Annotated in this window: 20 protein-coding genes and 1 pseudogene; 9 read left to right on the top strand and 12 right to left on the bottom strand. The window is 70.1% G+C overall.

Going from position 1 to position 22879, the window contains the following annotated elements; all coding sequences use genetic code 11:
• The first annotated feature begins 7 nt into the window (after positions 1-7).
• Positions 8-1090 (top strand): chorismate-binding protein, encoded by a 1083-nt coding sequence (locus CTZ28_RS10675; protein WP_121889057.1) that lies wholly within the window; start codon positions 8-10, stop codon positions 1088-1090.
• 2 nt (positions 1091-1092) lie between these two features.
• Here the strand turns inward: CTZ28_RS10675 and CTZ28_RS10670 are convergent, their stop codons facing one another.
• The 5 genes from CTZ28_RS10670 to CTZ28_RS10650 all read right to left on the bottom strand — a co-directional run bounded on the left by CTZ28_RS10670 (position 1093) and on the right by CTZ28_RS10650 (position 6963).
• A complete protein-coding gene (locus CTZ28_RS10670) occupies positions 1093-2034 on the bottom strand; it encodes a LysR family transcriptional regulator (protein ID WP_121889056.1) in 942 nt (313 codons plus the stop codon).
• Positions 2035-2409: 375 nt separating this feature from the next.
• Complete coding sequence (locus CTZ28_RS10665) at positions 2410-3936, bottom strand: DHA2 family efflux MFS transporter permease subunit (RefSeq protein ID WP_259471537.1); 1527 nt, start codon at positions 3934-3936, stop codon at positions 2410-2412.
• A gap of 297 nt (positions 3937-4233) precedes the next feature.
• Positions 4234-5511, bottom strand: a complete 1278-nt coding sequence (locus CTZ28_RS10660; RefSeq protein ID WP_259471553.1) for an MFS transporter — start codon at positions 5509-5511, stop codon at positions 4234-4236.
• Positions 5512-5750: 239 nt separating this feature from the next.
• The gene (locus CTZ28_RS10655; protein ID WP_121889053.1) at positions 5751-6284 is read right to left on the bottom strand and encodes a maleylpyruvate isomerase N-terminal domain-containing protein; all 534 of its coding nucleotides are present in this window, start codon (positions 6282-6284) and stop codon (positions 5751-5753) included.
• A 115-nt stretch (positions 6285-6399) separates the two neighbouring features.
• Positions 6400-6963: an MSMEG_1061 family FMN-dependent PPOX-type flavoprotein gene (locus CTZ28_RS10650; RefSeq protein WP_121889052.1), complete on the bottom strand. Its 564-nt coding sequence runs from the start codon at positions 6961-6963 to the stop codon at positions 6400-6402.
• A 190-nt stretch (positions 6964-7153) separates the two neighbouring features.
• On the opposite strand from CTZ28_RS10650, the gene CTZ28_RS10645 reads away from it, so the two are divergent.
• From CTZ28_RS10645 to CTZ28_RS10630, 4 genes are all read left to right on the top strand, one after another.
• The gene (locus CTZ28_RS10645; protein WP_121889051.1) at positions 7154-8215 is read left to right on the top strand and encodes a FecCD family ABC transporter permease; all 1062 of its coding nucleotides are present in this window, start codon (positions 7154-7156) and stop codon (positions 8213-8215) included.
• Positions 8212-9267, top strand: coding sequence for a FecCD family ABC transporter permease (locus CTZ28_RS10640; protein WP_398655669.1), 1056 nt, complete (start codon positions 8212-8214; stop codon positions 9265-9267). The genes CTZ28_RS10645 and CTZ28_RS10640 overlap by 4 nt, the downstream gene beginning before the upstream one ends.
• A gap of 74 nt (positions 9268-9341) precedes the next feature.
• Complete coding sequence (locus CTZ28_RS10635; protein WP_121889238.1) at positions 9342-10160, top strand: ABC transporter ATP-binding protein; 819 nt, start codon at positions 9342-9344, stop codon at positions 10158-10160.
• A gap of 22 nt (positions 10161-10182) precedes the next feature.
• Positions 10183-11220: an iron-siderophore ABC transporter substrate-binding protein gene (locus CTZ28_RS10630; protein ID WP_121889050.1), complete on the top strand. Its 1038-nt coding sequence runs from the start codon at positions 10183-10185 to the stop codon at positions 11218-11220.
• Positions 11221-11378: 158 nt separating this feature from the next.
• Here CTZ28_RS10630 and CTZ28_RS10625 read toward each other — a convergent pair whose 3' ends face one another.
• The 5 genes from CTZ28_RS10625 to CTZ28_RS10605 all read right to left on the bottom strand — a co-directional run bounded on the left by CTZ28_RS10625 (position 11379) and on the right by CTZ28_RS10605 (position 17291).
• Positions 11379-13979: an ABC transporter permease gene (locus CTZ28_RS10625; protein ID WP_121889049.1), complete on the bottom strand. Its 2601-nt coding sequence runs from the start codon at positions 13977-13979 to the stop codon at positions 11379-11381.
• A complete protein-coding gene (locus CTZ28_RS10620; protein WP_398655667.1) occupies positions 13976-14746 on the bottom strand; it encodes an ABC transporter ATP-binding protein in 771 nt (256 codons plus the stop codon). The genes CTZ28_RS10625 and CTZ28_RS10620 overlap by 4 nt, the downstream gene beginning before the upstream one ends.
• A 28-nt stretch (positions 14747-14774) precedes the next feature.
• Positions 14775-15197, bottom strand: coding sequence for a hypothetical protein (locus tag CTZ28_RS10615; protein ID WP_147481136.1), 423 nt, complete (start codon positions 15195-15197; stop codon positions 14775-14777).
• A gap of 181 nt (positions 15198-15378) precedes the next feature.
• Positions 15379-16089 carry a response regulator gene (locus CTZ28_RS10610; protein WP_121889046.1) on the bottom strand — a complete coding sequence of 237 codons (711 nt, stop codon included), beginning with the start codon at positions 16087-16089 and terminating at the stop codon, positions 15379-15381.
• The gene (locus tag CTZ28_RS10605; RefSeq protein WP_121889045.1) at positions 16086-17291 is read right to left on the bottom strand and encodes a sensor histidine kinase; all 1206 of its coding nucleotides are present in this window, start codon (positions 17289-17291) and stop codon (positions 16086-16088) included. The genes CTZ28_RS10610 and CTZ28_RS10605 overlap by 4 nt, the downstream gene beginning before the upstream one ends.
• A gap of 269 nt (positions 17292-17560) precedes the next feature.
• Between CTZ28_RS10605 and CTZ28_RS10600 the strand changes: the two genes are divergently transcribed.
• Positions 17561-19513, top strand: a complete 1953-nt coding sequence (locus CTZ28_RS10600; RefSeq protein WP_121889044.1) for a LamG-like jellyroll fold domain-containing protein — start codon at positions 17561-17563, stop codon at positions 19511-19513.
• A 165-nt stretch (positions 19514-19678) separates the two neighbouring features.
• Here the strand turns inward: CTZ28_RS10600 and CTZ28_RS48155 are convergent.
• Positions 19679-19936: pseudogene (locus tag CTZ28_RS48155) on the bottom strand (alpha/beta hydrolase family protein); the annotation flags it as partial.
• Between CTZ28_RS48155 and CTZ28_RS48150 the strand changes: the two are divergent.
• Entirely contained in the window at positions 19838-20143 is a 306-nt protein-coding gene (locus CTZ28_RS48150) for a hypothetical protein (protein ID WP_259471536.1), read from the top strand. The pseudogene CTZ28_RS48155 and the gene CTZ28_RS48150 overlap by 99 nt on opposite strands.
• A 137-nt stretch (positions 20144-20280) precedes the next feature.
• Here the strand turns inward: CTZ28_RS48150 and CTZ28_RS10590 are convergent, their stop codons facing one another.
• Positions 20281-20781 (bottom strand): hypothetical protein, encoded by a 501-nt coding sequence (locus CTZ28_RS10590; protein ID WP_121889043.1) that lies wholly within the window; start codon positions 20779-20781, stop codon positions 20281-20283.
• 450 nt (positions 20782-21231) lie between these two features.
• Between CTZ28_RS10590 and CTZ28_RS10580 the strand changes: the two genes are divergently transcribed.
• A complete protein-coding gene (locus CTZ28_RS10580) occupies positions 21232-22302 on the top strand; it encodes a DNA polymerase III subunit beta family protein (protein WP_121889042.1) in 1071 nt (356 codons plus the stop codon).
• Between the two features lie 24 nt (positions 22303-22326).
• Complete coding sequence (locus CTZ28_RS10575; RefSeq protein WP_121889041.1) at positions 22327-22836, top strand: hypothetical protein; 510 nt, start codon at positions 22327-22329, stop codon at positions 22834-22836.
• Positions 22837-22879: the final 43 nt, after the last annotated feature.

Raw genomic sequence — 22879 nt, 5'->3', positions numbered from 1 at the left:
GCCGGACATGACACACGACACTCCCCTGGCCCTGTTCCGTGGCCGCGCGGCGAGCGGTCTCCTCGACATCACCCACGATCCCGAGGCCCTCGACTCCGAGGGCTTCTGGGCCGTCGTGGCCGACTTCGAGGGCCGCCTCACCTGCGCCCGCTTCCGCGATCTCCGGCCCCTCCCCCAGCGCCCGCAGAGCGGCGCCCCATGGCGTGGCCCCGGACCTGACCGATGGACCAGCTCGCTCGACCGGGCCGCCTACATCGCCGGCGTGCAACGCATCCGCGAGCACATCGCCGCAGGCGAGGTCTACCAGGCCAACCTGTGCCGGATCCTGTCCGCCCCGGTCCGCGCCGACGCGGACATCAAGGCCCTGGCCGACCGGCTGGCCGCACGCCATCAAGCACCGTACGCCGGAATGGTCAGACTGCCGGACCAGGGAATCGAGGTGGCCTCCGCCTCTCCGGAGCTGTTCCTCCACCGCGACGGCCGGGTGATCCGCTCCGGCCCCATCAAAGGAACCGGTCGCACCGAGGCCGACCTCCTGGACAAGGACCATGCCGAGAACGTCATGATCGTCGACCTGGTCCGAAACGACCTCGGGCGCGTCTGCGAGGCCGGCAGCGTCATCGTCCCCGAGCTGTGCGCGATCGAAAGGCACCCGGGGCTCGTCCACCTGGTCTCCACCGTCCGCGGAGTGCTGCGCAAGGGTGTCGGCTGGGGGGAACTGCTGGCAGCGGCCTTCCCACCGGGATCCGTCACCGGCGCCCCCAAAGAGAGTGCCCTGGGCATCATCCGCGCGCTGGAGACCGTACCCCGCGGACCCTACTGCGGCGGCGTCGGCTGGGTCGACGCCGATCGCCGCAGTGGCGAACTGGCGGTGGGCATACGCACGTTCTGGATCGACCGCGCCGAGGGGTGTCTCAACTTCGGTACCGGGGCGGGCATCACCTGGGGATCGGATCCTGAGCGGGAGTGGAAGGAGACGGAGCTCAAGGCGGCCCGGCTCCTGACGATCGCGTCCAACGGCCCGGAGGGGGACGGCGCAAAGGGGCACGACCGCGTGACCCCGCCGAAGGCTGCCGAGGCCGGCCTATGACGTCATGACGGCATGCCCTGTCGCTGGTCAACGGGTGATGAGGTTCGCGGAACGGGCCTTTCCCTGAACCACACGGTGAGGAAATCCAGGAAGACACTGACTTTGCGGGGGACGGTGTCGCCGGGACCGTAGATCGCGTAGAGAGGCCGTTCGGGAACGCCGAGTTCGGGGAGCAGGGCTCTGAGCGTGCCCGACCGCAGATCGTCATGTGCCGACCGCTGAGGGAGCAGCGCGATGCCACGGCCGTGCACGGCCGCTTTCTGCAGAGCCAGGTAGGAGTTGGACGAGTAGGCCGCCTTGCGCATCTTGAGCGGTGTGCAGGTGCGGCCGTGGCCGAGTCGCCAGACGGGCTCGTTGCTGTGGACGATGCAGTCGTGCTCCCAGAGATCGTCGGGGTCGGCCGGCGCCCCACGCCGTTCGATGTACTCCTTCGACGCGCACAGGACGAAGGGAAGCGAGGTGATCTTCTTGAGGCGGACGCTCGAGTCTCGGAGATTCCGGGTGTGCAGGGCGACGTCGAAGCCGCTGTCGAGGAAGTCGTACGTGCGGTGGGACAAGCCGCCCAGTTCGAACCGAACGGAGATCTTCGGATGCGCCATGGAGAAGGCGGCCATGGCGTCACCGAGGTCGAGGCTGCCGATCCATTTGGGCGCGATGACGCTCAAGGCTCCTTCCGCCCGGTCGTGCAGCCGGGAGATGCTGGCGTCCTCCGCCGCTACCTCCTTGAGAATGCGGGCGGCGAACTCGGCGTAGCGGAGACCGGGTTCCGTGAGGCTGACCGAGCGGGCCGTGCGGTTGACGAGCCGGACGCCGAGCTGCCGCTCCAGCTCGGCAACGTGCCGTGAGACGAGAGAGCCCGAGAAATTCAGCGTCTTCGCGGCCCCGCTGAAACTGCCGATCCTCGCGACAGCGACAAAGCTGTGCATGAGAGACATGCGGTCCATGGAGTTCCTCCCGTCGTCCATGGCACCGGTGTCCCTCCGAGCCCTGGACGAGTATGGGCTGATGCGCGGCACGGTCGCCCCGCAGGCCGTTGCCTCACCAGGCGGGGCGGAGGCGGCGGACTCATCGGCTAGAACGATCTAGTTCACGCTAGCAGAACCCATGCTGCCCGTCACGGCGGCGACTCGAACGGTTGATGCCCCTGTCCGCGCTCGCCGTTCTGGTGGACAGGGTGGACAGGTAGGTCGTCGCACCGACCGCCGGCGCCCGGGCGGCTCACCGGGCTCTCGGCCCTCGTCGGCCGGTACGACCGGTACGACCGGTACGACCGGTACGACCGGTACGACCGGTACGACCGTTGCGGCCGTTGCGGCCGGTCATGCGGTCGCGGGCTCGGGCGTCGCGTCGTGGGGGGACCGGTTGCGGACCCCGATCAAGACGAGTGCGACCGCCGCCGCGACCAACATGCCGATGCCGCTGACGAGGGCACACATGTGCAGCGCGTCGGTGAAGCTCGCCCCGTACGCCGAGAGCGCCCTCTCGGTCGCGGTCGGCGTGTCGAGCCGCAGGAACGCTCCGGCCTGGATACCCACGTGTGCCACCACGCCACCCACCTGGCCTTGGTCGGCTGGATTCAGACCGGACTCGGCAAGGTGTGCCGGAAGGGTGGCCAGGGTGCGGTCGGTGAGAACGGCGCCGAAGACGGCGGGGCCGAGTGCGCTGCCTATCTGGCGGAGCGCGCTGTTCGCCGCACCTGCCGTGCCGGCGAGCCGGCGGGGGAGACTGTTCATCGCGATGGTGGTGATCGGAGCCATGGCAAGGGCGATGCCGACACCCAGGACGGCGATCACCAGGGCAGCTGTCCCCGTATCGGTCGACGCGTGAAAGAAGCACACACACAGCGCTCCGATGCCGCTGATGACGAGCCCTGTGACCAGGAGAAGACCCGGGCCGGTCCGGTTCATCAGCCGCCCGACCAGGGGGCCGAGGAGCACGGTGAAGCCGTTGAGGGCGAGGAGGCGTATTCCGATGTCCAGGGTCGAAGCGTGATGCACGAGCCCGAAGTACTCACTCAGTGCGAACACGAGGCCGACCTGAGCGAAGAGAGTGACCGTCATGACGAACGCGGCACCGGAGAACGCCCGGGAACCGAAGAGGCGCATGTCCAGCATGGGGCACGGTGATCGCAGTTCAACCACGACGAACGCCACGAATGCGGCGCCTGCCACGAGGAAGGCGGCGATGACCGCGGGGGAAGCCCAGCCGGCGCTGCCGCCCTCGATGACGCCGTAGACCAGCCCGGTGATGGCGACGATGGCAAGAAGCTGGCCCGGCACATCCAGGTGCGGATCGCGCGAGGCCCGGCTCTCCTTCAGGAAGGCCATGCCGACGACCACGATCATCACGCCGATGACCAGGGACGGCAGGAAGATCCACCGCCAGCTCAGGTGCTCGACGATCACACCGTTGACGACGGGGCCGAGCGTGAGACCGAGACCGAGGGAGGCGGTCCACAACGCGATGGCGCGAGCGCGCTTGCGGCGATCCGGGCAGACATGACTGATCAATGCCAGCGTGGAGGGGAGCAGTGCCGCGGCTCCGACACCCGCGAGTGCCTGGCCGACACAGACGAGAACGATGCCCGGCGCGGTCAGGCACACCAGGGAACCGGCGCAGAAGAGGGTCAGGCCCGCGAGGTAGACCTTCTTGCGTCCGTACAACTCGCCGAGCATGCCGCAGGTGAGGAGCAGTGCCGCGGTCGGCAGGATGAAGGCGTCGGTCACCCACTGGAGCCCGGCGGTGGAGGCGTCGAGTGCCTGCTGAATGACCGGCAGGGCGACCGCGACACCGACGACCGGCAGGTAGGAGGCGAATACCCCTAGGCAGGCCAGCAGGATCGTCACGTTCGTATTCCGGGTCGTGCCGGGTGACGAGGACGGCTGCGGTGAAGTTGACGAAGCGATGGCCGACATGGCACCTCAAGACAGGGTCGCGGGAACTGGCCGGACTGCTCTGGCTGACGCAGACCGTTCATGAAGAGGGGGTTTCCGGGGACCGTATACCGGGCCTGCCGCCGTCGAGATGACGTCGGACGCGCAAGATAAGGTGAACCGTTCTGCACGCAAGGACGGATCGCGGGCGATGTCCCGGGCTTCCGCCTACGCCCCGCTCTGAGTTGCCGCACCGTCCATCGCTGCGGCTCAGTCGTCGTTCCGGTTGATCTCGATCCGCCGAAGCGAGGGCACCAGTAACGGGACCAGCATCGCCACTGCTGCCACCCCTCCGCCGGTGACGGCGACCGCCGCTGTCCCAAATGCTGCGGCGAGGAAGGGCGTGGACAGTTGGCCGACCGGGATGGGTACGAAGGACCAGAACTCGTCGTGGGCGCCGACCCGGGAGAGCAGCCGCTCCGGGACGTAGGTGTTATGGGCGGTCTCCCACACGACGGTGAAGAACTCGGAGGCCGCTCCCGCCGCCAATGCCGCTGCAGCCAGCCAGAATGTGTTCGCGCCGGTCCCCAGCAGGATCAGCGGAACGGCACCCAGCGTCATCAAGGACAGCGCCGGCACCATCGGCCGGCGCACCGTCAGCTTCACCATCACCACGCTGGCAAGCAAGGCCCCGACACCGCGGGCGCTCAGCACCAGTCCCCACCCCTCCGCGCCGATCGTGTCGTTCGCGATCACCGGGCCCAGGATCTGCCAGACGCCCATGTTGACGGCGTTGAAGACGGCGAAGGCCGCCGTCACTGTCCAGATCCACGGCTGGGAGCCGAAGTAGCTCCAGCCCTCCCGCAGTTCGCCGACCATCGTCAAGCCGTCCTCGGTGCGCGGGGGCAGGCCGGGCAGCGACATCCGGGCGAAGAACGCAGCTGCCAGGAGGAAGGACGCGGCGTCCGCGGCGATCGCCCAGCCGCCTCCGACTGACGCGGTCAGCAGGCCGGCTGTGGTCGGGCCGGTGATCCGAGTGGCGTTCCTGACGGACGCCAGCAGGGAGCTCGCCTGTTGCAGTCCGCGTCCCGCCGCCAGATTCGAGACGATGCCGCGCAACGCGGGCTTGGTCAGCCCCTGAAAGACGCCGTTGAGAGCGGCTAGCGGGAGCAGGAACGCCGGGGGCTGGTGCGTCAGCAGGAGGAAGGCGACGCCGGACTGGGTGATGCCGGCGCCCAGGCTGGTGAGGCACAGCACAGTGTCGCGCCGGTAGCGGTCGGCGACACCGCCGCCGAGGAGGAGCGTCGCGACCATCGGGACCAAGGCCGCAGTGGTGACCGCGGACAGCCATGCCGCACTGTCGGTGACCTCCAGAACGCCGAAGGCCAGCGCGACAGGCGCCATGACGCTGCCGGCCATGGAGATCGACTGACCCGCCAGAAACCACCGGAAGGCGGCAGAGCGGAGCGGCCGGCCGGAGGCGAGGCCAGTACTGGATGCCGGTGCCGTGTCCCTTTCCGGTGGTTCACGATCTCGGTTCTCCGGCACGTCTGTTGCAGGCACAAGGGGCCACCGTGCCAGCACGTACAGGACGCCTCAAGTGGTTTTCGCAGTGCAGCCGCACCACCCCCGAGGCGCGGCTGCCAGAGCGGCCACCGCTGCGCTCCTCCGGGTGCAAAGCCACATCCGCCACGGCGACGCAGCTGAAGGAAGCCCTGAGCCCATCCCCGCAGGCGCGGAAATGCCCCCGCGCCCACCTGTCCCGGAGCGCCGGCCGCGGCGTCAGCTCAGCGTGAGCCACCGAATGCGGCCTGCGGGGTCAGCCATGGCTCGCGCCGTAGTGCTTCGGCCAGGTCCAGGCCGTGGACGGCGACCTCCACCACCCGGGTGACCAGGAACTGCGACAGGAGCATCGCATCCCCGTGACGGGTACGTGCGACACGGCCCTCGGGCTCGGCGCGGCACAGCCGGTCGGCCCGTTGCCAGGTCGCGGTGAAGTCGTCGGCGAGCGCGGCACCGCTCCCGTGCCCGGCCGCATGGTCCCGGGCCGAGGCGATGCGGGCCGTGTTCGTCTGTGGGGCGAAACGGTCGTCGGGCCGGTAGTACTCCACGGCGGACACCTCGGCCTTGTCCGGTGGCGGAGCAGCCAGCATGCCCGGCAGCCATGCGATCACCACTCGGACCTGCCCCAACACCTCTCGCACCGACCATGGTTCACACCGCGTCGGACGGTCCCACTCCGCCTCCGGCAGCCCCGCAACCGCCCGGGAGAGCTCCCCGGCATCGAGGCAAAACGCTTCCAGCACCCGGCCCTGACCCATGCGACACCGCCGACCGTCGACTTCGTGAACCTGCTCCCGAAGGAAGCACCTGCTCCCTGGCAACACGGAACACCCCACCGCACCCGGGGTCGGTGAGGCGTCCGTCAGACCGGACTCAGTGGGTCTGCCACGAGGGTGGGTTCCAGATGCCTGAGCGGTGTAGTGACTGCGGGCAGTGGCGGTAGATCTCGTCGATCTCCAGGACCAGGGCGAGCACGGGCCGGCGGTCGCCCTCGGTCATGGCGTCGAAGAACGGGGCGTCGGTGAGGATGCGGGCCCGTCCGTTGACGCGCAGGATCTCCCTGCCACCGGGGATCAGATACAGCAGGCCGGCGTGCGGGTTGTCGAGGATGTTGTGGAAGCTGTCGCCGCGCCGGTTGCCCGGCCGGTCGGGCAGGGCGAGCGTGCCGGAGTCGACGACGTGAGTGAATCCCGGCGCGCCCCCACGCGGGGAGACATCGCAGTTGCCCCGGGAATCCGAGGTGGCCAGCAGACAGAACGGCGCACGGGCCAGGATGGCCAGGTCCTTGTCGGTGAGCCGGTCGTGGACCTTCTCGATCACCACGGCCGCGGGCTCGCCCAGCAGTGCGCGCAGTTCGGCGCGTGAGCCCAGTTCGGCCCAGCCCTCCTCGGCCATGGCGTCCGGCCTGTCCCCGGCGGTGTCGATCGTCTGTGGCAAGGCCGACTCCCATGGTGTGCGTCGGGCGGGTAGGTGCACAGAGAACCTTATCTAATGTTAGGTTTGCCTTACCTTATGAACCGGAAGCTGTCGATCCGGTGAGTTCGTCTGCCGTTCTACCCGTCTCGAGGAACCCGTACATGCGCCCCCTTCCCGCCCGGCAGCGCCCGATCCGGCGCGCAACCCGCCGGTGAACGCGCCCGCCGCCGCACGGGAGGACCGGGCTTCGGGAACACATGTCGGCCCCCGGCACCGCGGGTCGGCCCTCACAGCGGGCCTCTGCCTCCTGGCCGTCCTGCTCCTCGCGGCCACCGCGCTCAGCCTCGCCGTCGGGTCGGGCGACGTCTCCCTGCACGACGTCGTCCACGGCGTCCTGGACCCGGACCGCTCCGTACGCGGCCAACTCGTCGTCCAGGAAGTCCGGATACCCCGCACCCTGGCAGGTCTGCTGGCCGGCGCCGCCCTCGGTCTCGCCGGCACCGTCATGCAGGGCGTGACCCGCAACCCGCTGGCCGATCCCGGGCTGCTCGGCATCAACGCGGGCGCGGCGGTCGCCGTCGTCTTCGCGATGAGCGTGCTGTCCCTCACCGAACCCGCCCAGTACATCTGGTTCGGCTTCCTCGGCGCCTGCCTGGCGGCCGGACTCGTCTACGGCATCGCCGGCCTCGGGCGCGAAGGGGCGACGCCGGTCAAACTCGCCCTCGCCGGCGCCGCCGCCACCGCGCTGCTCGTCTCCGCCACCGACACCATGCTGCTGTCCGACAGCCAGACCTACGACCAGTACCGCTTCTGGCAGGTCGGCGCCCTCGACGGCCGCGATCTGGACGTGCTCCTGCAGGCGGTGCCCTTCGTGGTCGTCGGCAGTGTGCTCGCCCTCGCGCTCGGGCCGCGGCTCAACGGCCTGGCCCTCGGTGACGACATCGCGCGCGCCCTGGGCCAACGGGTCGCCGTGGCACGCCTCGTCGGCGCGGCGAGCGTCGTGCTGCTGTGCGGGGCGTCGACCGCCGTCGCGGGGCCCATCGGGTTCGTCGGCCTGGCGGTCCCGCACGCGGTGCGGATGATCACCGGCCCCGACCACCGCTGGATCCTGCCCTACAGCGTGCTGCTCGCCCCCGTCCTGCTGCTGGTCGCCGACGTCGTCGGACGCGTGGTCGCCCGCCCCGGCGAGATCCAGGTGGGCGTGGTCACCGCGGCCGTGGGCTGCGTGCCCTTCATCGTCCTGGTCCGCCGCCGCGGGAAGGCCGACCTGTGAACGCGTCGACTGCCCAAGCCGCCGAAGCCGCCGCACGGCTCGGGCGGCTCCGCCGCGCCGGCCGCATCCGCTTCGGTGCCGTCTGCCTCGCCCTGGCGCTCACCGCGCTGGCCGCGCTGCTGCTGTCGCTCATGGTCGGCGACATCGATGTCCCCCCGGCCGACGTGCTGGCCGTCCTCACCGGCGGCGGCGACCCGGGCAGCCGCTTCGTGGTGCACGAACTCCGGCTGCCACGCGCCCTGTTGGCTCTCGTCGTCGGCTGCTGCTTCGGTCTGTCGGGCGCCGTGTTCCAGGCGCTGCTGCGCAACCCGCTGGCCAGCCCCGACGTCATCGGCGTCAGTGCCGGCGCGAGCGCCGCGGCCGTCCTGGCGTCCATGGCGTTCGGGCTCAGCGGCCTGGCCCTGTCCGGCGGTGCCCTGGCGGGCGCCCTGCTGGCCGGAACCGCGATCTACCTGCTGGCCTGGCGGAGCGGGGTCAGCGGCGGGAAGTTCGTGCTCATCGGCATCGGCGTCGGCACCGGGCTGATCAGCCTGCGCTCCTATCTGATGACACGGGCGGAGGTCACCGAGGCCCAGAACGCGTTCGTATGGCTCACCGGCAGTCTCAACGGCCGCTCGTGGCCCCATTTCTGGCCGCTGCTCGGCTGTGCCGTGCTCCTGGTCCCGCTCACCCTCCTCGCCTCCCGCGGGCTGGCGGCACTGCAGCTCGGCGACGAGGCGGCCGGCGGGCTCGGTGCCCGGGTCGAACGCAGCCGCCTCGCCCTGCTGGCCAGTGCCACCGCCCTCGTGGGCGTCGCCACGGCGGCGGCGGGCCCCATCGGCTTCGTCGCCTTCGTCAGCCCGCCGATCGCGCGCCGGCTGCTGCCCGGCCGGGGTGCGGCACTGGTGCCCTCCGCGCTGACCGGTGCCGCGCTGGTGTGCACCGCCGACTTCGCCGCCCAGCATCTGCTGCCGCACACGCAGCTGCCGGTGGGCATCGTGACCAGCGTCGTCGGCGCCCCGTACCTGCTGTGGCTGCTCGCCCGCGCCAACCGGGTGGGCCGGGGCGGCTGACCGTGTCCCGTCCGCCCCACCCCCACCCCATCTGCCGCAAGGAGAGCAGCACGGTGACCCGCAAGGAGAGCACGGTGTCGTCCCCGCACACCCTCGAAACCCGCGGCCTGGGCCTCGGTTACGGGGAGCGAGAGATCATCTCCGGTCTCGACGTCGTACTGCCGCCGGGACGTTTCACCGTCGTCGTCGGCCCGAACGCCTGCGGCAAGTCCACGCTGCTGCGCGCCATGGCGCGGCTGCTGACCCCGACCGCCGGCACCGTCCTCCTGGACGGCCACGACATCCACACCACGTCCACGAAACAGGTGGCCGCCTGCCTCGGCATGCTGCCGCAGAGTCCGGTGGCCCCCGATGCCATCACCGTCGCCGACCTGGTCGGCCGCGGCCGCTACCCGCACCAGGGCTGGTTCCGCCGCTGGACGAAGGCGGACGACGAGGGCGTCGCCGCGGCCATGCTCGCCACCGACGTCATGGAACTCGCGGACCGGTCGGTGGACGAGCTCTCCGGCGGGCAGCGCCAGCGCGTCTGGATCGCCATGGCGCTCGCCCAGGAGACCGGCATCCTCCTGCTCGACGAGCCCACCACCTACCTCGACATCAGTCACCAGCTGGATGTGCTGGACCTGCTCACCGACCTCAACCGGGAGCGCGGCGTCACCCTCGCCGTCGTCCTGCACGACCTGAACCTGGCCTGTCGCTACGCCGATCACCTGATCGCCATGAAGGACGGCCGCGTCGTCGCCGAGGGCGCGCCCTCCGCCATCGTGACCGAGTCCCTCGTACGCGAGGTGTTCGGGCTGCGTTCCACCGTGATCCCCGACCCCGGCTCCGGCACACCGATGGTCGTGCCACTGGGCCGCCACCACATCAGCGCCGCCCCCACCGGGCAGTGAACCGCACACAGAAAGAACCCTCATGCCTCGCACGTCCTCGCACCCGACCGCCCGTACCGGGCGCGGCCTGTGGCGCCTGCTCGCTTCTCTCCTGGCCGTCGCGCTGCTCGGTGCCCTCGCCGCCTGCGGCTCCTCCTCGGACGACTCCGGCTCCGACGCCTCCGGCACCGCCGACCCGAAGACGTCCGGTGCCTTCCCCGCCGAGGTGACCACCAAGTTCGGTACCGTCACCGTCAAGTCCCAGCCCAAGAGGGTCGTCGCGCTCGGCTGGGGTGACGCCGAGACCGCCCTCGCCCTCGGCGTGCAGCCGGTCGGCCAGAGCGACTGGCTCGCCTTCGGCGGCGACGGCGTCGGCCCGTGGGCCACGGGCCGGTACGACCAGAGCCCCGAGAAGATCGGCACGCTGGAGCCGGAGTACGAGAAGATCGCCGCGCTCAAGCCGGACCTGATTCTCGACGTCAAGTCCAGTGGTGACCAGACCCGGTACGACACCCTGAGCAAGATCGCACCGACGCTCGGTGTGCCCAAGGGCGGCGACCAGTACAAGATCTCCTGGCAGCAGCAGACCACGATGATCTCGACCGCTCTCGGCCTCGCCGACCAGGGCGAGAAGCTCATCTCCGACACCCAGGAGAAGTTCACCGCCGCCGCGAAGGCGCACCCCGAGTTCAAGGGCAGGACGATCACCCTCGGTTCCCGTACCTCGGTCGGCTGGGGCGCCTATGTGAAGGGCACGGACCGGGTCAACTTCGTGCAGCAGCTGGGCTTCACCAACAACCCGAAGGTCGACGCCAAGGCCGGTTCCTCGTTCTCGGTGTCCGTGTCGGAGGAGAACCTGCAGATGCTGGACGCCGACCTCGTCGTGATGGCGCCCATCGGCATCGAGGCGTCCAAGATCTCGTCGGACCCGCTCTACAAGTCCCTGCCGGCGGTGGAGAAGGGCCACTCCATCGTCTTCGACGACAAGGACATCAGCCAGTCCTTCGCCACCAACTCCGTCCTCTCGGTCGGCTACGCCATCGACAAGGTGGTGCCGCTGTTCGCCGACGCGGTGAAGTGACGGCAGGAAGAAGGCCGTCCGAGCCGTGAGCTGCGCCGCGCATCGAAGGATGCGCGGCGCAGAGTGCGTACTTGGGCGGTGACCGGCGCACGGAGCCTGGCCGACACCCGCGTCCTCGCCCCGCCCGCGTCCAGGAAGGCCGCGGGTCGGCGCCGGTTTCATTCGGTGCTGCCCAGTGCGGTCATGGGAGTGACGCGGGTCGCGCGGCGGGCGGGCAGGAGGCCGGCGAGGGCGGTGAGGGCCGCCAGGCCGGTGAAGACCAGCAGCAGTTGTCCCGCGGGCAGTCGCAGGGGTACGCCGGCGACGACGACGCGCATGAGCAGCCAGGCGTAGGGGACGCCGAGGGCCAGGCCGAGGACGCCGCCGAGGACGCCGTACAGACCGGCTTCCACGGTGATGGTCCCGCGCAGTGCGCCGCCGCCCAGCCCCAGAGCGCGCAGCAGTCCGAACTCACGGGTGCGTTCGACCGCGGTCAGGCCGGTGGTGGCGGTGACGCCGACGACCGCGATGAGGACGGTGAGGGCGACGAGCCCGAGCGCGGTGGTGCCCATGGCCCGGATCGTGTCCCGGTCGCTGTCCCGGCTCGCCGCCAGAACGCTCACGCCGACGTCGTCGGGGTCCGGGACGTGTGCGCGGATCGCGGTCTCCAGCGCCCGGTGGGCTTCGCCGCGGGCGGCGAGACCCTCGGTGGCGGCGTCGGCGAGGATGCCGCTCGCGTTCCGGGGGGCGCCCATCCGGTCAAGGTCGGATGGTGCGACGAGTACGTTCGCCTGGAGCGGGCCCTGACCTGGCAGTGTGGCGGCGACGGTCAGCCGGACGGCGCCGTGGTCGGCCGGGAGGGTGAAGGTGTCGCCCGCCCGCACGCCGAGGAGGTCGGCCGTGTCGGAGGCGACGACCGCGTTGCCCGGGCCCAGGTCGTCGAGGGAGCCGCTGGCCGTGTCGACGTACTTGCCGGTGGGCAGCGCCGCCGGATCCAGGTCCGACACCTCGATCTCCTTGTGGCCGACGGACGTCACGAGGGTGCGGTAGGAGGTGACATGAGCGAGCCGGGGTGACGCGGCGAACTGTCGTACCAGCGCGGCGTCCAGCCCCTGACCGTCGGCAACGACCCGGAAGTCGGCGGGGGCTTGGACGGCTGCGGTGCGTTCCATGTATCCGCTCAGACAGGCGACGCTGACGAGGGCGCCGGAGACCAGGGCGACGCCGAGGGCGACGACGACGGAGACGGCCGCGGCACGGCGCGGTGTGCCGCCGACCCCGTTGACGGCCAGCCTGCCGGTGGTGCCCAGCCGGCGCAGCGGCCATCCGGCCACGGCCAGCACGGGGCGGACCAGGAGCGGGCCCAGGGTGACGAGCGCCAGGAAGGCGAAGCCCGCCGAGGCGACGGTGGCCATCAGGGCGGCGTCGCGGTCGTAGTCCGCCCGGCCCGGCTCGGGGAGGTCTGCGAGGAGCAGGGCGGCGAGCCCCGTGGCCGCGGCGGCGAGAAGGATTCCGGTGGCGAGCCGGACGGGTCGGATACGGCGTTCGCCCGTGACGGTGCCGGCATTGCGCAGCGCCTGGAGCGGTGACACCCCGGCCGCCGACACGGCGGGGGCGAGGACCGCGCAGACCGTCACCAGCACGGTTCCCACGACCACCCACACGGCCTGCGCCACGGGGAAGCCCGGTGCGGACAGCTCCTGTCCCGCGAGAAGACGGGCGGCCTGCGGGGCGAGATGCCCGGCGCCCAGCGCCGTCAGCACCCCGATCGCACCCGCGACCACGCCGACCAGGGCGCCCTCGACGGCGAGTGCCGTCACCAGCCGGGCCTGGGGGGCTCCGATGGCACGCAGGAGCGCCAACTGCCGTAGCCGTTGCGCGAAGACGATACGGAACGTCGAGGTGGCGACCAGGGCCGCGGCCCCCACCGCCACGGCCAGGAACACGGCGATGAGCCGGAAGATCTCACGGACGTCCCCGTGCACGGCCTCGCGCGCTTCCTGAGCCCGTACGGCACTGCCGGACGTGAGCGACGCGCCGGCGGACGTCTGGTCGAGCACGGCGCGCACCTGCCGGGACAGCTCGCCGTGCGGGACACCGTGCTCGGCGCGGATGTCCACGCGCGGATAGCCCGGCGCCCCGGCGAGCCGGGCGAGGTGCGTGTCGGTGGCGTAACCGCTGGTCTGCTGTACGGCGGTCGCGGTGCTCCGCACCACGCCGGTGACGGTGACGGTGACCTTGAGGGTCTTCGCCCCGTCCGCGTCCCCGGGGTCGGGGAGGAGCAGGGTCGTGCGGGTGCCGGGCGCGAGCTGCAGTTCCTCGGCGGCCCGACGGTCGACCGCGATCTGGCCGGCGCCGTCGGGATAGCTTCCCTCGACCAGCTCGACCTGGGACAGCGGTCCTGTGCCGGGGTCGGCGTAGAGCTGCAGATAGCGCTCGAACGGCCCGGCGATGGGAGCGCCGACGTCCACGCGGCCGACGGCCTCGGCGACACCGGGCAGCGCGCGGATCCGTTCCAGCGCGGCCTCGCCGATGGTGCTCGACGACGCGTCGCGGGCGGTCGCGATCAGGGTGACGGCCTCGGGGGTGCCACGGAAGCGGTCGACGGTGGTGTGGGTGGTGATCTGCTGGGCCATGACGGTGGCGAACACCACGAAGGCGGCCGCCAGGACCGACAGGCCGGTGGTCAGCAGCCGGCCGGGGCGCCGGAACAGCTCGGTCAGCTGCGATCCCAGGACGCTCGCGCGCCAGGACGGCGCCCAGGGGGCCGAGGGGGTCATCGGGTCCTCCCCACGCCGGTCAGGGCCCGGGTGACATCGGCGCCGGCCGCCGCGTCGATGTCGTCGACGATGCGTCCGTCGGCGAGGACGAGCACCCGGTCGGCACAGGCGGCGGCACGTGGGTCGTGGGTCACCATGACCACGGTCTGACCGAGGTCGTGCACGGAGCGGCGCAGGAAGTCGAGTACGTCCGTACCCGACCGCGAGTCCAGGTTGCCGGTGGGCTCGTCGGCGAAGACCACGGCGGGCCGGGCCACCAGGGCCCGGGCCAGTGCCACCCGCTGCTGCTGGCCGCCGGAGAGTTCGCCGGGACGGTGGGCCATCCGGTCGCCGATGCCGAGCACACCGGCCAGGTGGCCGAGCAGGTCCTGGTCCAGACGCCGGCCGGACAGGGTGACCGGCAGCGCGATGTTCTCCAGGGCGGTCAGCTGGGGCAGCAGGTTGAACGACTGGAAGACGAAGCCGACCTTGTCCCGCCGTACGCGGGTCAGCGTCCGGTCGGACAGCCCGCTCAACTCCGTGCCGTCCAGCACCACCTGGCCCGAGGTGGGCGAGTCGAGGCCCGCCAGGCAGTGCATCAGTGTCGACTTGCCCGAGCCCGACGGGCCCGCGATGGCCGTGAATTGTCCCCGGACGAAGCCGACCGTCACTCCGTCCAGGGCCCTGATCCGCGCCTGCCCCTGCTGATAGATCTTCACCAGATCCACGGCCGCCGCGATGTGCTCACCCGCGGCCGCGGACATGTCCGTTCCCTGAGTGACAGCCATGAGATGAATTCCCTTGTGCCGCGGCTTTTCAGGAGGCGATCGCAGGAAGCGTGAGCGTGACGCCCGCGTCCTCGCAGTGGCGGTTGGCCCGGTCCGCCAGCTCCTTCACTTCCTTGTCGGCCGGGGGCGTGCCCTCCCCCTTCGCCTTGAGGGCCGCCCAGACCTCGTACTGGGCGATCCGGAAGCCGAGGTATCCGTCCTTCATCCGCGACCTGCGCAACTGCGCCGTGCTCTGCTCCCATTCACCGACTGCTGCCTTGTCGTGGGAGAGTTCCTGCGCCCCGTCGACGATCCGCTGCGCCAGTACGCAGTCGGCCTCGGACGCCTGGCTGGGCCGCGCGCGCTCGTACAGCCGGTATCCGGCGGCAGCCGACAGCGCCACGAGAAACGCCGCCGCGACGACACCGAGAATTGTCGCCTTCTTGTTCCGGCTGAATACGGAAACCGTCATGATGCCCTCCGAGGATTTCTTCCGACGCTGTATGTCGATCAGCACGGAACATTCTCGAAGAACGGGTGTCGCGGAACATCGGATCAGAACCTGATCTCCGCACCACCCGACTGCGACCGGGAGGGGAGGGCGGGACTACGACCGCAGTCGCAGTCCCGTGGTGGGACCCGCCGGCGGACGGTCAGCCGGCGGGGCTGACGAGGCCCGCGTCGTAGGCGAAGATGACGGCCTGCACACGGTCACGCAGGTCCAGCTTGGTCAGGATCTTCCCGAAGTGGGTCTTCACGGTTGCCTCGGCGATGAACAGGCGGGCGGCGATCTCGCTGTTGGACAGGCCCTCGGCGATCAGCCCGAGCACGTCCTGTTCGCGCGCGGTCAGCAGGTCCAGCCGCTCGTCATGGCGGGGCGACGGCGCCAGCTTGCCCGCGAACCGGTCCAGCAACTGGCGGGTGACGCGGGGGGCCACGACGGATTCGCCGGCCGCCACGACCCGGATCGCCGTCACGACCTCCTCGGGAGGGGTGTTCTTCAGCAGGAAGCCGCTCGCTCCGGCCTGCAGCGCGGCGAAGGCGTCCTCGTCGGTGTCGAAGGTGGTGAGCACCAGCACCCGGGGCGCGCCGCGGAGCCGGCCCAGCTGTGCGGTCGCCTCGACGCCGTCCATGACGGGCATGCGGATGTCCATGATGACGACATCGGCCTCCGTGCCGGCCAGCAACGTCAGCGCGTCCGCGCCGTTCTCCGCCTCGCCCACGACCTCGATGTCGCTCTGCGCGGCCAGCACCATCGCGAACCCCGCCCGGATCAGCGGCTGGTCGTCCACCACGACGACCCGGATCGGCGCGCTCGCGTCCCTCGTCCCGGCGGCTGTCCCGCCGGTCGTCCCGTCATTCATCCCGTCGTCCTCACCGAAGGCTCCTGCACCGGAAGCTCCGCGTCGACCTGCCATCCCGCGCCCAGGCGCGGCCCGGCGGTGAAACTGCCGCCGGACACCTCCACCCGCTCGCGCATGCCCACCAGCCCGTTCCCGCCGCTGCCCCGCACCGACGCGGTTCGGGGGCCGGCCGGCCTGCCGCCTCCGTCATCGACCACGCGAACTCGTACGGCATCCTTGTCGAACCGCAGCGTGATCGTCACCTCCGCACCGGGCCCGGCATGCCGCAGCACATTGGTCAGGCTCTCCTGGACGATCCGCAGCACGGTCAGTTCATCCGCCGTCGACAGCCGGCCCCGTACGCCCTCGGTCTCCAGGGCCACCGTCAGCCCCGCGTCGCGGGCACGCTCGGCCACCGTCTCCAGGTCGTCCAGCGAGACCCGGCGGCGACCGGCGACCGCGTCCGCCGACTCACCCTGGCCGGGGGCCCGGCCGCCGCGCAGCACCCGCACGATCCGGTGCATGTCCTCCAGTGCGTCACGGCCGGTGTCGGCAATCGCCTTCAGCGCCGAACCGGCCCTGTCCGGATCCGACTTGAGGGCGTAGCCCGCCCCGTCGGCCTGCAGAATCATCACCGCCAGGCTGTGGGCCACCACATCGTGCAGTTCCCTGGCGATCTCCGCGCGCTCCTCGGCCGCCGCGAGCCGCACCAGGTGTTCACGCTCCCGTTCGGCCGTGGCGGCCCGCGCTTCCAGACTGGCCACGTAGAGCCGGCGTGTCCGCAGCACCATGGCGGTCAGCCACACGGCGGCACAGACACCGCCGATCGCGACGATGTCGCCGAGGCTCTCGCCCGACTCCTCGCCGAACGGAAGGAACCCGCCGAACGCCGCCACCACGCCCAGCAGCACGATCGCACCCGCCGTGCAGGCATGCCGCATCGACCGGGCATGGGTGACCACCGAAACCATCGCGACGAGCAGCGCCACGTCGTACATGGCCGGGACGGTCGCCAACGGGGGCTGGAGCAACGCAAGCCCCGAGACCAGCCCCATCACCAGCATCGGCCGGTACCGGCGGAACAACAGCACCAGGGCCATCGCCCCACCGATGAACGGGTCGAGCCCCTGGTCGTAGGACGCGGTCAGGCAGCCCACCAGCACCGCGAGAGCGACGTCGTACGCCGTGTGGATCCACGGCAGAGCCAGTAAGCGCTGCACCATGGCCGCCAGGCTACGACACCACCTGCCGGCCCCACCGGTGCGTGGTGTCACCTGACGGTGAGTGAAGGCCGGTGCCCCCGGCCTCAAGCACGCCCTCGGCTCGTTCAGTTGCTGTCCGCACACACGTGATCAACTCCCGGTCACAGTTCGACTTGCGCTTCAGCCCTGGTCAGAAACTTAATCTCCGCTGGTCATCTCGCGTCTGCCCGGCTTCGGCCGGTTCCCCATAGCCTCATTTCGTTTGGTGCATCCACCCCGGAAGGACCCCTATGTGCACCCATAGTGACCAGTCGTCACCTGACACGGCCGGACACAATCGCCGTGGTTTTCTGCGCAACGCGGCGCTGGCCGGTGCGGGAGCCGCAGTCGTAGGAGCCACCGCGTCCCCGCTCGGCGCGGCGCCCGCATTCGCCGCGGACACCGCCAGGACCGGTAAGACCGGCCCATGGAGACCGGATTCGACCTCCCTCCAGTTCACCCTGGCCGTCATGCCGGACACCCAGTTCCTGTACTGGGGCAGCCAGGACAGCGTCAACCGGACGCCGATGGAGGAATCGTTCCGCTACATCATCGACAACAGCGGGAACGACGAGAACAACATCGTGTTCATGGCGCACCTCGGTGACCTGACACAGGACGCCGACCCGTCGTCGTTCCAGCAGATCGACAAGGCGTTCGCGCTGCTGGACGCGCACGGCGCCGCGTACAGCGTGGTGGCCGGCAACCACGACGTGTCCGGCGACGACAGCCGTGGCGATTCGTCGTACCTGCAGACCCTGGGCCCGAAGCGGTTCAAGCGCTCGAAGACGTTCGCCGGCGCCGACGCGACCGGCTACAACACCGCGCACATCTTCCAGGCCGCCGGCCGCTCGTGGCTGGTGCTGGCCCTGGACTGGCGGACCACCGACCAGGGCTTCGCGTGGGCCAACGACGTCATCAAGGCCCACCCCAAGATGCCGGTGATTCTCACGGCGCACGACATTGTCTACTCGGACTACGATGACAACGTTTTCCCGTACGAGTCCGGCGACCCGGAGAACAATGCCGCGCTCTCCGGATACGGCGAGACGATCTGGGACAAGCTGGTCAAGGAGAACGACCAGATCTTCCTGACCATCAACGGCCACTACTGGCCGTCCGGGCGCACCACCAAGAAGAACGCCGCCGGCAACGACGTGCACATGCACATCACGAACTACCAGAACCGGTACTTCGGTGGTGGCGGCATGATCCGGCTGTACCACTTCGACCTGGCCCGCAACACGATCGACGTCGAGACGATCAACCCGTGGATCCTGGCCCAGGACCCGAAGTCGCGCAACGAGTTGGCCGCCGAGCACGCCCGGATCACCGGCCCGGTCGACGACTTCTCGATCGCGATCGACTTCGAGAAGCGGTTCTCCAGCTTCATCCCGGTTCCGGTCCGGCCCGCCCGGCCGGCCGGCAAGGAACTGGTGAAGGGCACGGTGGCGTACTGGCGCTTCGACGGGCAGGGCGCGCCCGGCACCCCGCTCAGCGCGGGCCAGACCATCCGCGACCTGTCCGGCAGGGGCAACGACCTGACGGCGGTGACCGTGCCGGGCACGGCCGCCGACGCGCTGACCTGGTCGGCCGATCACCACCCCGACCAGCCCGGACACGCCAGCCTGAAGTTCGCCGGTGGCAGGAACCCGCTGCACGGCACGTACCTGACCACGGGGCCGAAGGCGCCGCTGAACACCGAGACGTTCAGGTCCGGGTACACCATCGAGACGTTTGTGATGATGCCGCTGGACTGGGACGCCGGCAAGAACGGCTGGTCCGCGATACTCACCCGCCGGGGTACCGCCGGGGCCGCCGGCAAGCACGGCAAGAACACCAACCCGAACGAGCCCCTGGTCCAGCTCGCCATCACGAACAACGGCCGCGAGCCGCAGTTCAACCACTACCCGCTGAACACCACCTACCCGACGACCAACTGGGGTCACGGCTTGGTGGAGCTCAGGTGGTGGCACCTCGCGGTGGTCAACGACGGCCGTTACACCAGGCTGTACGTCGAGGGCGCCCCGGTCGTCGACAACCCGAAGCGGGTGTCGGTCGGCCTCACCTCGCTCGGGCAGCCCTGGCTGCTGGGCGGCCACGAGGGCGCGGGCGCCATCGACATCGTCTTCCACGGCAACGTCGGTGACACCCGCATCGTGAACCGCCCCTTGCCCGTCGACAAGTTCCTGATCGCCGAATAAGGCGGATCCTCCCCCTTTTTCTGCTGTACCTCGTGTCCCTCCCGTCTCCGGGCGTCCACCGACCGGAGACAGGAGGGACGCGCCACAGACACCAGGTCGTCGCCCCTGGAACTCCACCGGGACGCCGGCCCGGCTCAGCCGCCGTGCGTAGGTGAGGTCCTCGTCGCGGAAGATGTCCAGCCGGCCGACCTCGATGTACGCCGCGGGCAGCCCCGCCGGATCCGCCACCCGCGCCGGCACGTCGGGGCCGGCGACGGCATCGCCGAGCAGCGCACCCCGGCCGGTGCGGTTGTCGTCCCAGGACCAGGCCACGAACGGCACCGGATGCGGGTCGGTGGTGAGGTTGCGGTCATCGAACATCGGCATGAGCAGGATCTGCTGGGCGATCCCGGGGCCCTGGCGGTCCCGCGCCAGGACGGACACCGCTGCGGCGATCCCGCCGCCGGCACTGTCGCCGAACACCGCATCAGGTGTGCCCTGCTTGGTGTACCAGCGCGGCAGGATCTGCTCATCGTCGTCCGTCAGCAGGTGGTGATCGGTGACCGTGACGTCGGCCGACGCCGCCATCGGCGCGAGGATCTCGGCGACCTGGGGGTCGAGAGCGAATGCCATGAGCCTCCGCCAACTTGAAAACGCAGGTCAGTTGGCAGGTGTGACCGGTTCTCGGGTTGCTCACGCTGGTCACTGGCGACGGTCTGAGCAGTAGATCGTCCGTCAGGCTGTGTTCTACGGCTGGCACCAACGGCCCGGAGTGGCAATCTCCGTGCCTACTGCGGCAGGTTGGCCTCGTCCGCCTTGCGGAAGACGTCTCCGCACGTGGGGGAAGGCACCGACTCGCGCGCTGCAAGGACGCTCAGCGTATGGCGCACTTCCGTGCTCAGCCGAAGGAGCTGGAGACTGGTCTGGTCGCCCTTATAGGCGTACAGGCGGATGACTTTGACCGCGATTTCGTCGCGGTCGTCAGCGAAGGTGTCTGGGAGCCCGGCGAGTAGTTCGAAGTCTTGCTTGTCGGTCGCCGCGTCGGCTACGGCGCTGAGGGGCAGGGTCTCGAACTCTGCTGCGGACAAGGAAGTGTCCACCGCGACAGCGTGTGCGGCCAAGGCCGCGAAGACCTCAATGAGTCGTTCCCCCACCGCCACGTCAATGCCCCAGGAATGCAGCCGTTCTCGGCGGCGACCCTGGCGCCATGGCTCCTGGTCCAGCAGTGGCAGCAGGACGCGACCCAGGTACGCGCAGCGACGCCACAGCGTGTCGTGGTTCGAGGTCATGACCGGTCCTCTCTGCAGTTGGGGAGCCTGCCGCCCGAGCGGCGCAGGGCCCCAACTTCCCACTACACGCAGGCTAGTTGTACCAGCGGTTGACTTCGAGATTTGTCAGGACGAGCAGGGCACGTAGGAGGCGCGTGACGCGAGCGGGGTCGGTACGGAGCTTGGTGAGGATCCGCCAGTTCTTGAGGGGCGAAGCCGTGTTCGACCGGTGCGCGTCCGACGGCGAGGCTGACGAGCGAGCAGCGGCGAAGTGCCGCGGCCGCAAACAGGCCCAGTTGACGGTGTGACACGCCATCCGCCGACTACGCTCCGGACGATGCTTCTGACCAGGCCGGATTGCGAAACGCTGCTGGAGTACTCAACGGCCACCCGTGCCGCTCCCACCCCGCAACCGAGCGTTGAGTCCGTCGGTGTTGACCTTCGAGTTGGTCGAAGCTCGACGATAGCGGGGTGCCGAACTCTGAGCTGATGCCGATCGGGGTCTTTGCCCGGCGCACTGGTCTGACCTCCAGTGCGTTGCGGTTCTACGCCGACTCCGGGCCGCTGCCCCCTGCCGAGACCGACCCGGTCTCGGGCTACCGCTACTACTCCGCTGACCAGGTGGCGCGGGCCGTCGCGCTGCGTCAGCTGCGCGAGCTGGCCATGCCCCTCACTGCTGTCTCGGCGGTCCTCGATGCCGAGCCCGAGGAAGCGTCCCGGCTGATCGACGAGCATGTCGCAAAGGTCCGGGGGGACGCGGAAGCGGTGCAGCAGAAGGCCGCTCTGATCAAGTCGTCACTGACCGACGTGCCGAGCCTGCCGATTGCCGGGCTGAAGGGTCCCGTACTGGCCGACGCGATCGAGCAGGTCCTGACCGCGACAGCACGCGATCCGGGGATGCCGGTCCTCGGGGGACTGCGGGTCGAGGCGAGCCAGGAAGCGGTCACGCTGACCGCGACTGACCGCTACCGGCTCTCGACACGGACCCTGGTTCCTGCTGAACCTGCCGCCACGGCCTGGGCGGCCACGATCAACGGTGCCGAGTTGCGGGCCGCGGTCGGCGAGCTCCGCCGCAGCATGCTGGTGCGAGTCGAAGCGACGCCGCACGGTATCTGGCTCCGCATGGCGGACCGGGACGACCAGCACTGCCGGCTGATGTCGGACGAGTTCCCCGACCACCGGCTGATGCTCGCGTCGCTGCCCGAGGTCACGACCCGTGTGACCGTGCCGAAGAACCTGCTCCTGCGAGCCCTGGAAGAACATTCCGGTGAGCAGCTTTCGCTGTGCGTGAACCACCGCGGTACGAAGATTCTGGCGGCCGACGACAAGCACCCCGATTTCCCGCTACCTGCCGTCGTGACGGGACGCGCCTTCCAGATCTCTTTCGAGCTGACCACGCTCTATCCAGCCATCAGCACCGCAATCGGCCCCGACGTGCTGCTCGAGCTGCGAGGACCCGACCAACCCGGCACGATCCGCTCCGCCGACCGCGGCGATCTCACCACTTTGGCCATGCCTGTCAGTCCCAGCCACTCCGCCTGAGCAGGAAGGAAGAGGACCGCTCTCATGACCACCACTCCCACCGGCCCCGACTCGACCATGGAAGCCATCGGCCAGGCCGTCACCGAAGGACGAGCCGGAGACATGGCCACCGCCCGCCAGACACTCCTGGACCTCTGGTCCACGATCGGCGTCACCGGCGACCCCCTGCACCGCTGCACCCTCGCGCACTACATGGCGGACCTCTACGAAGACCCCGCCCAGGCCCTGGCCTGGGACATCCGGGCCCTGGACGCCGCCGACGCCCTGACCGATCAGCGCGTTCAGGAGCATCACGCCAGTCTTCGGATCGCCGGCTTCTACCCGTCCCTGCACCTCAACCTCGCTGACAACTACCGCCGGCTCGGGTCCTTCGACGCTGCCACCGAGCACATCAACACGGCCCAGGAACATGCCTCGAACCTGCCCCAGGACGCTTACGGTGCCTTGTTGCGTAGCGCTATCGAGCAGGTTGGCGCGGCCATCACCCGGCAGGACACCGCCGAACGTTCCTGCGCCCCGGGTCGTCGCAGCTGATCTGGAGTCCTTCGATCTCTTCGGGCCGGACTACGAAGTGATC

This window comes from Streptomyces shenzhenensis (assembly GCF_003688995.1).
Classification (GTDB): Bacteria; Actinomycetota; Actinomycetes; order Streptomycetales; family Streptomycetaceae; genus Streptomyces; species Streptomyces shenzhenensis_A.
This window is presented reverse-complemented; position numbering and strand designations above follow the sequence as displayed.